We start from the raw sequence: 13,323 nt of genomic DNA on the forward strand, positions 1-13,323 counted from the left end.
TCGATAAGCTCACACTCTCGGGCGCCTGGCCCTAAATCAAATAATCATTTTTTTATTTGTTTGCAATTCCACTTCTTGTTTCGTTAAAGAAAGTTGCTGCTTCTTTTTGACGATGAAGTGATAATAGACATAACAACCTATAAAAAATGCTCCTCCGAAATAGAGTGCCAGCCTTTGCTCTGGATCAAATGCCAGACTAATCATAACGATGCAGTTTGCTAGTAAGGCTAGGAGGGGAACAAACGGATAGAGTGGTGTTTTAAACTTTAAATCCTCCACGTTTCCTCCTTCACGTATGAATTTTCTTCTAAATACGAGCTGAGAAGCCGTGATAGCAATCCAGCCAATTTGAGCTCCCAATCCAGCAAGGGAGAGCAGCCATACAAATACAGTTTCTGCAGCAAAGAAACCTGAAAGTAAAGATAGACAAGCGATGGCAAGTGTGATCACTAGGGCATTAAATGGCACCCCTCGGCGATTGACTTTGCCGAGCTTCGGACTAGCCATGCCTTCTCTAGATAACGAGTAAAGCATGCGTGTTGCAGCATAGAGACCTGAATTAGCAACTGACAATAGGGCTGTAAGAATGATGAAATTCATAATATCAGCTGAATAGGGCACTCCGATGCTATCTAGTACAACAACGAATGGACTTTCAACAACTCCCGCTTGCTCCATTGGAATCATGCCTGCGAGGAGAAACACGGATAAAACGAAAAAGAAAAGTGTTCTCCAAACTGTTTGCTTAATCGATTTAGGGATTGTTTCTTCTGGATTTTCGCTTTCGCCTGCAGCGATACCAATTAATTCTGTACCCTGAAAGGAAAAATTGACGGCAATCATTGTAATGAGCAGAGCTGTTACCCCATTAGGAAAAAGTCCTTCAGCGAAAAAGTTTGATAAAAATGGGGCATCTTTTCCACTTTCCATATCAATCAGACCAAACATGGCAGCTCCGCCGACTGCGATAAACATTAAAATGGCCAATATTTTGATGCTTGAAAATAAAAACTCTGTTTCGCCAAATGCTTTTGCTGATAAAGCGTTAAGTAGAAAAATCAATGTACCAAAGAGTGCACACCACATCCAAACCGAAGAATCAGGAAACCACCTTTGCATCAGTTGCCCAGCAGACAGGAATTCAAGTGCAACTGTTACTGCCCATCCCAGCCAGTAGAGCCAACCGATTGCGAAGCCTGTTCCGGGACCGATAAATTTCGTCGTATACGTCTGAAAAGAACCTGAAACCGGCATTGCAACAGAAAGTTCACCGAGACAAAGCATCGTTAAATACATGATAATTCCCCCAACGATGTAAGAAAGGATTGCGCCAGTCGGTCCCGCTTGTTGAATGGTATAACCGGAACCAAGGAAAAAGCCTGTCCCGATGCATCCTCCTAATGAAATCATGAAAAGATGTCTTGCCTTCATGCTCCTTTTTAATTCATTTGATTGATTTGCTCCTAATGTCATTTAATTCGCTCCTTGTAGTAAATTTGAAAGCGGTTCCAATATTTGGGTAATGATGAACAACATATAAATTTGACATTACTCTTAATCATGCAAGTTCTGTGCCATATTGTAAATAGGTGAATTTTTACGTATTTATGAACAAAGTTAATGGAAATTTTGCAGATGATAGTTAAAATTTTGGCAGCAGGTGCAAAAAAATTTGCAAGGGGAAAATGATTATACGACATGAATCCCAACATAGGCGTACACGTTTTCTAATCAAACGATGATCTTTGCTGGGATATAGTCTAGAAACTTTTGATCTATTTAGTAATAGTGACAATTGATTACCTGTTTATAATATTCAGTTTTCTCATCCGGTACTGTAAGCTTTGACGGCTTAAGCCAAGAAGGTTAGCTGTTCGCGAAATATTATAATCGTTTTGCTTTAGAGCGTGTTCAATATAGTATTTTTCAAATGATTCCAGTTGGTCTTTTAAATGAATGGTTATATCCGTAGCATTATGAATAAAAGATTCAACTCCAGGAGCAGGAATGGTTTTTTCTTTCATCTGCAATTTGTTTCGATAATGGTAAGGCAAATGCGAATACTTGATCATTTCTTCATCCATCATGATGTTCATAGCAGCTTCAATAATATGTTCCAGTTCGCGGACATTTCCAGGCCAATCGTAGGCAAGGAATGATTGAATGACCTCTTCATCTAACCCTTTTACATCCATTTGAAACAATTCATTGTACTTCTTGATAAAGCACTGGACTAAAAATAAAATATCTTCTATTCTTTCGCGAAGCGGGGGAATGAATAGGGTCACTACCCCAAGGCGATAATATAAGTCTTTTCGTAAATGATTATTAGCAATAGCATCAATTGGGTCCTCATTGATATTAGCGATGACTCGCACATCAACAGGTATATCATGAGTATCGCCTATACGTCTTACCGTCTTTTCTTGTAGGACACGCAATAGTTTAGCTTGAAGGTTTGGATTTAATGAATTAATCTCGTCAAGCAGCAATGTTCCTCCTTCTGCTTGTTCAAATAATCCTGCATGATCAGTAGCACCTGTAAATGCCCCACGCTTTGTTCCAAACAGAAGGCTTTCTATTAAACTATCAGGAAGGGCTGCGCAGTTTTGTGAAATGAAGGGAGCGGCTGAACGACTGCTGCCGTTATGAATACTTTGAGCAAATAGTTCTTTTCCTGTTCCGGTCTCACCGACGATAAGCACATAAGAAGAGGTGCGGGTAGCTCGTTTTGCGCATTCAATCACTTCTTTTATGGAAGGGCTGCTCCCGATAATGCTATCAAAGGTGTATCTCGTATTTCCTTTTCTCTTAATTTTTCCTCTAATCAAGCGTTCTAGCTTGGTCACATCTTTAGCAATTTCGACCGCACCTTGAACTTTGCCATCTTTTAATATAGGAAGCGTATTGTTAATCGTTGTAATTTCTTTTCCTTTGTTATTAAAATAAGTCTGTTTTACGTTGATGGCTTCTTTTCCTTCCTGTAACGCTTGAACGAGGGTGCTTTCCTGGTTTTCTTTAAACATAAAAACGTCCAATAAGTTTTTATTTAATACATCTTTACTATCCATTGACTCCATTTGCATCATTTTTTTGTTATATATGATGGTTTTTCCTGTTTCGTCTACTGCATGGATACCAACATCTATTTCATCCATGATTCTTTCATACATACGATTCACATATTGTAGAGATTGAATAGTTTGTTTCAATTTTTCTTCCATGATTTGATTCTCCCTTATCCAGGCATTCAGACTTAGATTTTTTTCGAATTATACATAAAACAAAAGAAAAATATTATGGCGTAAATGAATACTAGTTTTCTATAAAATAGCAAAATAAATTGGCAATGTTCAATACTAATATCTTTAAAATGCAAATTTTTTATAAAAATTAAACCTTATTTATTCTTAAGATTAATTGTTTGTGCAAAATTTATTGGCGAATTACTTCTGTGTTCTATAAAGGAGCAAAAAAAATTGGCGGTTTTCGATGCTTTCGCTATAAGAATCGCTTATTTTTCAAAAATGAAAGTTGGCATGAAACTTGCAATAAGTAACATAGAAAAAACAATAGGGGGTACACGCGTATGTCTTTACCATCCATTCATGAATCATTTACAGATTTGCGAAAAAAGAAAATAAGTAAGAATTTCAAAAGAAGCGTTACTCATATTAACTAACAGCTAGGCTTTAAAAAAGGAATCATAGACACACTCGCTTAAGAGGAGGAAAAAAGATGACTACAAAGATAACAAACACGAAGAGAATTATTGATCAAACAGAACACTACGGAGCGAATAACTATCATCCGCTGCCAATCGTTATTTCTGAAGCGGAAGGTGTATGGGTAAAAGATCCGGAAGGCAACAAATATATGGATATGCTAAGTGCTTATTCAGCGGTGAATCAGGGGCACTGTCATCCTAAAATTATTCAAGCGTTAAAAGATCAAGCAGATCGAGTTACATTAACATCCCGCGCTTTTCATAATGACCAGCTTGGCCCATGGTACGAGAAAATTTGCAAGATGACAAACAAAAATATGGCCCTTCCAATGAACACTGGTGCAGAAGCGGTAGAAACAGCGGTTAAAACAGCACGCCGCTGGGGTTACGAAGTAAAGGGTATTACAGAGAACCAGGCGGAAATTGTTGCATGTGAAGGAAATTTTCATGGCCGTACGATGACAGCCGTTTCATTATCGTCAGAAGCTGAATATAAAAGAGGATTTGGTCCGATGTTACCGGGAATGAAATTAATTCCTTATGGAGACATTGAAGTATTAAAAGCAGCTATTACACCTAATACAGCAGCGTTTCTAATCGAGCCGATTCAAGGAGAAGCAGGAATTGTACTTCCGCCGGAAGGATTCTTAAAAGCAGCTTCTGATGTATGTAAAGAAAACAATGTATTATTTATCGCGGATGAAATCCAAGTTGGCTTAGCGCGTACAGGAAAAATGTTTGCCTGTGAATGGGAGAACGTGAACCCTGATATGTTGATTTTAGGAAAAGCGCTTGGAGGCGGGGTGTTCCCCATTTCTTGTGTAGTGGCGAATCAAGACATTTTGGGCGTCTTTAATCCAGGTTCACATGGTTCCACATTTGGCGGAAATCCACTTGCTTGTGCGGTATCCATCGCTGCACTTGATGTGATAGAAGAAGAAAAATTGGAGGAGCGCTCGCTTGAATTGGGTCAATACTTTAAACAAAGGTTATCTGAAATCAGCAATCCACTCATTAAAGAAGTAAGAGGAAGGGGACTGTTTATAGGAGTAGAGCTGCAAGAAGCTGCCCGTCCATATTGTGAAAAATTAAAAGAAGAGGGATTGTTATGTAAAGAAACGCATGATACGGTAATTCGATTCGCGCCGCCACTTGTGATTTCTCAGGCGGATCTTGATTGGGCGATTGAAAAAATTCGCAAAGTCCTGTCTTAAGAAGCAAAGAGACAACAAAGGATATATTAAAAAAAGTTTTATTCTACTATTTATGGGGGCGATATTATGTCTAATACAAAGGTTTTAGAGAAATTATCTGAAGAACAGAAACAAGAAAATGAATCATTGGATTTATTTCTTTCCACACAAACGGTCATTAAAAAGGCACTGGATAAATTAGGATATTCAAACGAAGTATTTGAATTATTAAAAGAGCCTATTCGAATGCTTACAGTTCGCATACCTGTCAAAATGGACGATGGTTCGGTCAAAGTGTTTACCGGTTTTCGCTCCCAGCATAACGATGCAGTAGGTCCTACAAAAGGAGGCGTGCGCTTCCATGCTGAAGTAAATGAAGAGGAAGTAAAAGCATTATCAATGTGGATGAGTTTAAAATGCAGCATTGCCAATCTTCCTTATGGCGGGGGAAAAGGCGGGATTATTTGTGATCCAAGAAAAATGTCCTTTGGGGAACTGGAGAAATTAAGTCGTGGATATGTTCGTGCTATCAGCCAAATTGTGGGCCCTACAAAAGATATCCCTGCACCTGATGTGTATACGAATTCTCAAATTATGGCGTGGATGATGGATGAGTACAGCCGCCTTCGAGAATTTGATTCTCCAGGATTTATTACGGGGAAACCGATTGTTTTGGGAGGCTCACAAGGTCGTGAAACGGCAACAGCGCGCGGTGTCACAATTTGCATTGAAGAAGCGGTAAAGAAAAAAGGCATTGTCTTACAAGGTGCGCGCATCGTAATTCAAGGCTTTGGGAATGCGGGAAGCTTTCTGGCGAAATTCATGCATGACGCAGGGGCAAAAGTGATTGGGATTTCGGATGCACATGGTGCACTTTATGATCAAGAAGGGCTTGATATTGATTTTTTGCTTGATCGACGCGATAGTTTTGGCACAATCACGAATTTATTTACAAATGTCATAACGAATCAAGAATTACTTGAAAAAGAGTGTGATATTCTTGTGCCTGCTGCTATCTCAAACCAGATTACCGCACAAAATGCCCATCGTATTAAAGCTTCTATTGTAGTAGAAGCAGCAAATGGGCCAACAACCCTTGAAGCAACCAAAATTTTGGATGAAAGAGGAGTCCTCCTTGTGCCGGATATATTGGCAAGTGCCGGCGGCGTCACCGTTTCTTACTTTGAATGGGTTCAAAACAATCAAGGATATTATTGGTCAGAGGAAGAGGTGGTTGAAAAACTGCGAAAAGTTATGGTTGATTCCTTTGAAACGATTTATCAAACATCACAGGCCCATCAAGTGGATATGCGTTTAGCTGCCTATATGGTGGGAATCAAAAAACCGGCTGAAGCTTCGCGTTTCCGGGGCTGGGTATAAAAGGAAAAATTCTCTATCAATCTATGGAAAAAAAGGTTAAAAAATATTCTTTTTATTGGAGGGGATTTTTCATGTGGATCATCACTGCTCATTCAAAGAACAACATCAAAATGTTTGAGTTTGATACGGAAAAAGAAGCAAAAGAAGCTTTCGGAAGAATTAGAGGTTATAAAATCCTTACCAAAGTAATTTACTTTAATGATTTTGCTTAGTTAAATCATGACCAATTCGGATTATCTATTTTGTTAACGGTTAGATAGTATCTAAGGTACAAACGCTTATGGAGAGTCGATGAAACCTAAAAGAAAAAGGACAAAAGTGTACTTTTATCGTTTAGTCAATTCGAGAGGATATTTAATTAAATCCAAAGATACCAAATCAGCCAAACGCTTTTTCACAAAAGCCTTGGCTGTTCGTCATTCTAAAACAACACGTTCGCTGTCTGCATGCATCAAATAGTTTTTGCGCCAGAACTTCCTTTTATACGATCTATCTTTTATTTTAAAGATGATCGTATAAGAACTAAGGCTTTCGCCATTCATACTTGGCGATAAGCCAAGTTTTCTTAATAATAGCATGTTAATAGTTACTAAATCGTCATAATTTCCCGCATTTAAAAGTTGAAAACATGCGAGAGTAGGGTAAGATGAAAGAGGAAGAAATAAGGGAGGTATGGAACAAGATGAAGCTTTTTCTTATTTTAGGAGCCATTAACGGATTTTTAGCTGTAGCGCTAGGGGCCTTTGGAGCACATGGTTTAGAGGGGAAAATCCCAGAAAAGTACATAAAAACATGGCAGACCGGAGTAACTTATCAAATGTTTCATGCAGGTGGATTGTTTGTCGTTGCATTTTTATTAGACAAATTGACAAATGTCGGATTACTATCAACAGCAGGTTGGTTATTTTTAATTGGAATCATCCTTTTCTCAGGAAGCTTATATGTCTTAAGTGTTACACAAATAAGTGTTTTAGGGGCTATAACACCTTTAGGCGGACTTGCCTTTCTAGCTGGATGGCTGCTTTTAGGCTATACCGCGATTCGCTATTTATAATAAATAAGAGAGGCTGGCTCGAATTTGAGCCAGCCTTTATAAGTTATCTTGGAGGGTATGAAACCAAGCCTTGAATATCATAATTCAGCTCTTCATCAAATGTTATATAGTCTAAGTACACCATTAATAATAAGTAACGAATACCAGTTTGTGGATCACTGAGAATGATGTGATCACGGCCAGCTGCTTCGATTACCCCTTTGAAGATCTTCGCATTCCATTCACGGTTGTTTTCAAATGTCATATAAACGGTTGCAACTTTTCCGCGATTTAAACGCAAAATGTTTTCAATATATGATTCTTCCATTGGGAGCATACCAGGTATTTGTTGGGACTGCCCTTGTTGTTGCTGTGGAAATGAAGGACCTTGCATTTGCATTCCGAGTTGCTGACCGCTTTGGGCAGGAAATGGATATGTAGGATATTGCTGATATCCCCCTCCCTGATACATAGGCATTTGTTGACCTGCTTGCACTCCTTGAACTCCTGGCATACCCTGCATACCATCCATACCTTGCATAAACCGCATACCATCCATTCCTGGCATACCTGGCATGTCAAAACCATAAGGCTGTGGTTTAATTTTCTTTGCCATATTATAACCCTCCTCAAAATTTATAAATGGCTGGGCAATCTGACTAGTACGGTGAATACCAAACAGTGGGCTTTAAAACGTCCGATACTAATTGATCTGCCATTTTGCAGGACAGTTCCAGGCGGCTTTAAGAACCATAGTGAAATTTGTGCTGAGTGGAAACCTTTCCCTTAATGGCTTGTCAAGCTAGGTTGAGTTCATTTGGCGACTTCGTTAATAAATAAATAGCCTTAAATCCCCTGGACGTTGAAAGACCATCTTTCGGATACTGGTAATATCCTTAAAATCTAAACAGTTTGATTGGAAACGATTAACACCTGTGTTTCCAATCATAAGCGATCTCCTTCACTTTCAGCTTCTGAACGCATCAAACACACAAGAAGCTTTACATCTTCTTGATTATAAGGAATAACGCCCAATTACTCACCTGGTTCATATGGTTATAGACTTATGGTGTCCTGGCAGTAAAATGGGAAGGGGATCTCTAATTCATTCTTTGCTCATTCATAGGTATGTATGGTAGAAACAACTTATGACTTTTAACGAAAAAATAACAAGGAGAGAGAAGATGCAAACTATCTCGTTTGAAGAAATAACAGAGACAAAGCTGTGTATTGTCAAAGAAATTGTTGATTCTAACAAAAGCTATAACCTTTTGGAAAATGGTAGGGAAACACGTTCTCTTGAAGAACTAAAAGAAGAATTTCTAAATTCATCGACAGAAAGTGTTTTTATTAAATACGGCAGCCACTATATTGGCGTTATTGATTATTTGGATAAAAACCCAAAGGATGGTTTCCCTTGGTTAGGCTTGCTGATGATTCAAAAAGAGTATCAGGGAAAAGGCATTGCCAAGCAAGCTTATAAATTCTATGAAAAGACATTGCAGCATAAAGGGATATCGGCCATTCGACTTGGGGTATTGATAGGAAATGAGCGGGCAAAAACATTTTGGGAATCGTTAGGTTTTGTTTATCTTGAAACAAAGCCATACAAGGAAAATAGAGAAGTAGCATGTTACGAAAAAGTGATTACTAATCAGCAAAAAAACTGACTCGGGAAAGAACCTGAGTCAGTTTTTGTTCTTCTATCATTACTTTACATGAAAGAAAGAATAAAGCTTTGAAGAGCTTAATAGGTGGCCTACAAAGAATGAACCAAATTCTCCATAACGTGCACTGACCTCGTCAAAGCGCATTTCATAGACAAGTTTTTTGAATTGAAGCACGTCGTCAGAGAAGAGTGTGACTCCCCATTCATAATCGTCAAAGCCAACAGAGCCTGTAATTATTTGTTTCACTTTACCTGCATAAGATCTACCGATAAGTCCATGACTCTTCATTAATTGGCGGCGCTCCTCCATAGAAAGAGAGTACCAGTTATCATTACCTTGACGGCGTTTATCCATTGGATAGAAGCAAGAGTATTTAGCTTGCGGTAATTTTGGATACAATCTAGCGCGAACATGCGGATTTTGGTATGGATCCTCATTGCTTTCGCCAGCTAAATAATTGCTAAGCTCAACTACAGAAACATATGAATACGCAGGAATAGTAAACTCCGCTAGCTTTGTTTTGTTAAATTCAAGCTCGATTTCATTAAGCTCCTCCATTGTCGGACGCAAAATCATCAACATAAAGTCTGCTTTTTGGCCAACGATCGAGTAAAGAGTATGACTGCCTTGCTCAACATCTTCCGTAGCTTCCCACTTTTCCATCAGCCCTAAAAATTCATGGATAGCAGCTTGACGTTCATCACTTGTTAAAAGCTTCCAAGCTGACCAATCGATCGTACGGAAATCATGCAAACAATACCAGCCATCTAATGTTTGTGCTGCTTCACTCATTTATATTCACTCCTATTTTATAATTTCACTATGTATACACTTTAACTATATCACAGTTTGTCCTTACGGCCATGTGAATAAAACTTGAATTTATTGAGGAAAGAGAAACGTAATCTTTAACAAATGATCGAGTTGGTTCTTGTACGTATATAGGAGATTAAAAACAAGTGAATAAACTCAATTAATTGAAGTAACAATTTAATTACATGCTTTATTTACCAGCATGGAACGATTATGAATAAATGAGGGAGTAAATGAGATGTGGGCAATGATAGGGATTTTAGTAGCAGGAATTTTGATTGTACTATATGAAGTTCCTTCCCTTATGAAAAAAAAATCAAAAAAAGAGTTATTTGTATTTATTTTTTTGTTTTGTGTAGGGGAGGGATTATTCATTTTATTAAGTTTAGAAATTAAAATACCGAATCCATTAGATTTTATTGCGTTTGTATTTAATCCACTTAGCCAGTTTCTTGAATGGATTATCAAATGAATGGAAACACTTGAGAAGGATATTCAGTTTTGTTTCATGGAGTGGGGAAGATGCTGTACCGAATTGTTATATATGGGATGAGGAAAATATGAGTGAAAAAATATCAACTGGGCAATTTTTATTGTTAGTAACTCTATTTACAATTGGCACATCGATCTTTTCCCTGCCTGCCAGTTTGGCAGCAGAGGCAAAGCAAGATGGCTGGATAGCTGTTATTATCGGGATTGGCATAGGATTATTTATGGTATGGATCTTTACAAAGCTAGGCGATGCTTGTCCACAAATGACACTCATTGAAATCAATATATTCGCATTTGGAAAGCTGATAGGTAGTTTCATATCTATAATGCTTGTTTTTATTTCATTGATCGCTGTTGCGGAACTTTTATTTTATATGGGGAATTTCATGATAACGAATTTGATGCCAGAAACCCCAATAGAAGCATTCAATATTATTTATATTATCGTTGTTATCATTGGATTGCGATTAGGGATCGAAACCATCGGCCGTACTGTGGAGATTCTTTTTCCATGGGTGATTTTGCTTTTTATGATGCTCGTTCTATTCAGCTTTCCGCAAATTAAATTGGAAAATATTCAACCTGTTTTTGAGGCTGGAGGAAAGTCAATATTTAGAGCTGCTATAACATTTTCTGCAACATCTCATTTCCCCTTTATTTATCTTTTCATGATTTATCCATCATTAGTTAATAACGTGAAAAAAGCTAAAAACGCCTTTTTTATAGGCACGATAATAGGTGGAATTGTAGTATTAATAACCACCTTATTATCTATTGCGATTTTGGGTGAGGCTCAAACAGCCAGGTTTCAATACCCCAGCTTTGTTTTAACTAAAAAAATAAGTGTGGGAGATTTTATTCAAAGAATTGAAGCGATCATCGCTACCCTATGGATTTTCACCATTTATTTCAAGATGTCATTATATTTTTATTGCGGTGTTACTGGAATAGCGAAACTATTAAAGCTGGATGATTATCGCTCGCTGGTGATACCATTAGGAATGATTGTAACGGCTTTATCTTTTATTGTATATCCCAATACCGTTTATATGTCAAAGTGGGATAGGGAAATTTGGATTCCTATATCTCTATTGTTAGGTTTCGTCTTGCCATTACTATTATTGGGGATAGCAAAGATAAAAAGGAACAAAAGCGCCATGTGATCAATTAACCTATTTTATTTTTGTATATTTAAATACATGGATAATTTTTAGTTTATTTTGAAATTAAAAACTTTTCAGTTGTAAGCGTTATTAAGTGGTTTTGAAGGTTTGAATTTAGGGATAAGTAGAGTATTCTAGTTTGTGGAAGCAGTATTTTACGTACAGGAGGGTTTTTTATGTCAGATTTATTTGCGACATTAAAGGAAAAAGTGAGCGGACAACAAATTAAAATAGTCTTTCCAGAAGGGTTAGATGAACGGATCTTAACAGCAGTTAACCGCCTTGCTGGAGAAGGGGTTTTAAAGCCAATTCTTGTTGGAAGCCAGCAAGAAATACAAAAGAAAGCAAATGAGTTAAACCTAACATTGGATGGCGTTGAAATCTTTGATCCAGCTAACTATGAAGGAATGGACGAGCTAGTTGCGTCATTTGTTGAAAGACGTAAAGGGAAAGCAACTGAAGAGGATGCTCGTAAAATATTGTTAGATGAAAATTATTTCGGTACGATGCTTGTCCATGTAGGCAAAGCTCATGGTCTTGTAAGCGGTGCGGCACATTCTACAGCTGATACTGTCCGACCGGCGTTACAAATTATTAAAACGAAGGAAGGAATTAAAAAGACTTCCGGCGTCTTCATCATGGTTCGCGGTGATGAGAAATATGTATTTGCTGATTGTGCAATCAATATTGCACCAGACAGCCAGGATCTTGCAGAAATCGCTATTGCAAGTGCAGAAACAGCGAAAATGTTTGATATTGATCCTCGCGTAGCCTTGCTAAGCTTTTCAACAAAGGGTTCAGCAAAGTCTCCTGAAACTGAGAAAGTGGCAGATGCAGTAAAGCTTGCAAAGGAGCTTGAGCCAAGGTTAACATTAGATGGAGAGTTTCAATTTGATGCAGCATTTGTTCCTTCTGTTGCTGAAAAGAAGGCACCTGGTTCTATTCTGAAAGGTGATGCAAATATATTTGTCTTTCCAAGTCTGGAAGCAGGAAATATTGGCTACAAAATTGCTCAGCGCTTAGGTAATTTTGAAGCGGTTGGTCCGATCCTTCAAGGCTTAAATAAACCTGTCAATGATTTATCACGCGGTTGTAATGCAGAGGATGTTTATAAATTAGCGCTGATTACGGCTGCTCAAGCATAAAGTAAAAAGGCTTTGATTCTAAAGTGTAAAATAAATAAATGACGTGTGAATTGTCACACGTCATTTATTTGTTTGATCATGGCTAAAATAGAATTTTTATGTTTTTTATACTGTCAGATCATATCCACTGGTTTTGTCCCCTAGGAGCGGTATCAAGGCCACCTTTATGTGAATCCATGGAGGGTTTTGTCTCATAGGAGGAGTATCAAGACCACTTTTCATGGGGACGTCGAGAGTTTTGTCCCATAGGAGCGGTATCAAGGCCACTTTTCATGGGGACCTCGAGAGTTTTGTCCCCTAGGAGCGGTATCAAGGTCACCTTCCATGAATACATTGAGAGTTTCGTCCCATAGAGGAGGTATCAAGGCCACTTTCCATGAATACATTGAGAGTTTTGTCCCATAGGGGAGGTATCAAGGCCATTTTCCAAGAATCCATAGAGAGATTTGTCCCATAGAAGCAATATCAAGGCCACTTTTAATAAAATCCTCGAGTGTGTTGTCCTCCAGATCCGCTTTCAAAGACCTTCATTCATTTGGTCTGAGGTTCTTTCATCTATATGATATTACACATTATCATGTGAGACTCGTTATCAGCATGGCAGTGCAATTAATATAAGCATCATTTAACCGAGTCCTTTGATTATAAATCGGAGCTTTTAACAATTTTTTAATAAGGTCTAAATTGCTTGTATTTTTAAGTGATAT

12 protein-coding genes are annotated in these 13,323 nt (G+C 38.0%); 8 read left to right on the plus strand and 4 right to left on the minus strand.

Translation table 11 applies throughout. The annotated features are described in order from the left end of the window. Positions 1 to 36: 36 nt before the first annotated feature. Both WQ54_RS25065 and WQ54_RS25070 read right to left on the minus strand, forming a co-directional pair. Complete coding sequence (locus WQ54_RS25065; protein WP_046588434.1) at positions 37 to 1,473, minus strand: amino acid permease; 1,437 nt, start codon at positions 1,471 to 1,473, stop codon at positions 37 to 39. Positions 1,474 to 1,799: 326 nt separating this feature from the next. Continuing rightward, positions 1,800 to 3,224, minus strand: coding sequence for a sigma-54-dependent Fis family transcriptional regulator (locus WQ54_RS25070; RefSeq protein WP_046588436.1), 1,425 nt, complete (start codon positions 3,222 to 3,224; stop codon positions 1,800 to 1,802). Between the two features lie 514 nt (positions 3,225 to 3,738). On the opposite strand from WQ54_RS25070, the gene WQ54_RS25075 reads away from it, so the two are divergent. The 4 genes from WQ54_RS25075 (at position 3,739) to WQ54_RS25085 (ending at position 7,354) form a co-directional block, all read left to right on the plus strand. Then, on the plus strand, positions 3,739 to 4,941 hold the full coding sequence (locus tag WQ54_RS25075; RefSeq protein WP_046588438.1) for an ornithine--oxo-acid transaminase: 1,203 nt from the start codon (positions 3,739 to 3,741) through the stop codon (positions 4,939 to 4,941). Positions 4,942 to 5,007: 66 nt separating this feature from the next. Then, on the plus strand, positions 5,008 to 6,300 hold the full coding sequence (locus WQ54_RS25080; protein WP_046588440.1) for a Glu/Leu/Phe/Val dehydrogenase: 1,293 nt from the start codon (positions 5,008 to 5,010) through the stop codon (positions 6,298 to 6,300). Positions 6,301 to 6,371: 71 nt separating this feature from the next. Next, the gene (locus WQ54_RS34420) at positions 6,372 to 6,512 is read left to right on the plus strand and encodes a hypothetical protein (protein ID WP_197089670.1); all 141 of its coding nucleotides are present in this window, start codon (positions 6,372 to 6,374) and stop codon (positions 6,510 to 6,512) included. A gap of 470 nt (positions 6,513 to 6,982) precedes the next feature. Next, positions 6,983 to 7,354 carry a DUF423 domain-containing protein gene (locus WQ54_RS25085; RefSeq protein ID WP_046588713.1) on the plus strand — a complete coding sequence of 124 codons (372 nt, stop codon included), beginning with the start codon at positions 6,983 to 6,985 and terminating at the stop codon, positions 7,352 to 7,354. A gap of 43 nt (positions 7,355 to 7,397) precedes the next feature. Here the strand turns inward: WQ54_RS25085 and gerQ are convergent, their stop codons facing one another. Next, positions 7,398 to 7,937: a spore coat protein GerQ gene (gene gerQ / locus WQ54_RS25090; RefSeq protein ID WP_046588715.1), complete on the minus strand. Its 540-nt coding sequence runs from the start codon at positions 7,935 to 7,937 to the stop codon at positions 7,398 to 7,400. A 580-nt stretch (positions 7,938 to 8,517) separates the two neighbouring features. Here gerQ and WQ54_RS25100 point away from each other — a divergent pair. Beyond that, complete coding sequence (locus WQ54_RS25100) at positions 8,518 to 9,003, plus strand: GNAT family N-acetyltransferase (protein WP_046588443.1); 486 nt, start codon at positions 8,518 to 8,520, stop codon at positions 9,001 to 9,003. Positions 9,004 to 9,042: 39 nt separating this feature from the next. Here the strand turns inward: WQ54_RS25100 and hemQ are convergent, their stop codons facing one another. After that, a complete protein-coding gene (gene hemQ, locus WQ54_RS25105; RefSeq protein ID WP_046588445.1) occupies positions 9,043 to 9,795 on the minus strand; it encodes a hydrogen peroxide-dependent heme synthase in 753 nt (250 codons plus the stop codon). 259 nt (positions 9,796 to 10,054) lie between these two features. On the opposite strand from hemQ, the gene WQ54_RS25110 reads away from it, so the two are divergent. From WQ54_RS25110 to pta, 3 genes are all read left to right on the plus strand, one after another. Then, a complete protein-coding gene (locus WQ54_RS25110) occupies positions 10,055 to 10,288 on the plus strand; it encodes a hypothetical protein (protein WP_046588447.1) in 234 nt (77 codons plus the stop codon). An 88-nt stretch (positions 10,289 to 10,376) separates the two neighbouring features. After that, positions 10,377 to 11,471 (plus strand): endospore germination permease, encoded by a 1,095-nt coding sequence (locus tag WQ54_RS25115; RefSeq protein ID WP_046588449.1) that lies wholly within the window; start codon positions 10,377 to 10,379, stop codon positions 11,469 to 11,471. A 176-nt stretch (positions 11,472 to 11,647) separates the two neighbouring features. Then, positions 11,648 to 12,616, plus strand: coding sequence for a phosphate acetyltransferase (gene pta, locus WQ54_RS25120; RefSeq protein ID WP_046588451.1), 969 nt, complete (start codon positions 11,648 to 11,650; stop codon positions 12,614 to 12,616). Positions 12,617 to 13,323 lie beyond the last annotated feature (707 nt).

The sequence above is a fragment of the Bacillus sp. SA1-12 genome, assembly GCF_000981385.1.
In the GTDB taxonomy this organism is placed as follows: Bacteria; Bacillota; Bacilli; order Bacillales; family Bacillaceae; genus Metabacillus.

Bases quoted from the DNA above. Each gene is read 5' to 3' on its own strand.
- WQ54_RS25065 (WP_046588434.1), bottom strand. From the start codon at position 1,473: ATGACATTAGGAGCAAATCAATCAAATGAATTAAAAAGGAGCATGAAG.
- WQ54_RS25070 (WP_046588436.1), bottom strand. From the start codon at position 3,224: ATGGAAGAAAAATTGAAACAAACTATTCAATCTCTACAATATGTGAAT.
- WQ54_RS25075 (WP_046588438.1), top strand. From the start codon at position 3,739: ATGACTACAAAGATAACAAACACGAAGAGAATTATTGATCAAACAGAA.
- WQ54_RS25080 (WP_046588440.1), top strand. From the start codon at position 5,008: ATGTCTAATACAAAGGTTTTAGAGAAATTATCTGAAGAACAGAAACAA.
- WQ54_RS34420 (WP_197089670.1), top strand. From the start codon at position 6,372: ATGTGGATCATCACTGCTCATTCAAAGAACAACATCAAAATGTTTGAG.
- WQ54_RS25085 (WP_046588713.1), top strand. From the start codon at position 6,983: ATGAAGCTTTTTCTTATTTTAGGAGCCATTAACGGATTTTTAGCTGTA.
- WQ54_RS25100 (WP_046588443.1), top strand. From the start codon at position 8,518: ATGCAAACTATCTCGTTTGAAGAAATAACAGAGACAAAGCTGTGTATT.
- hemQ (WP_046588445.1), bottom strand. From the start codon at position 9,795: ATGAGTGAAGCAGCACAAACATTAGATGGCTGGTATTGTTTGCATGAT.
- WQ54_RS25110 (WP_046588447.1), top strand. From the start codon at position 10,055: ATGTGGGCAATGATAGGGATTTTAGTAGCAGGAATTTTGATTGTACTA.
- WQ54_RS25115 (WP_046588449.1), top strand. From the start codon at position 10,377: ATGAGTGAAAAAATATCAACTGGGCAATTTTTATTGTTAGTAACTCTA.
- pta (WP_046588451.1), top strand. From the start codon at position 11,648: ATGTCAGATTTATTTGCGACATTAAAGGAAAAAGTGAGCGGACAACAA.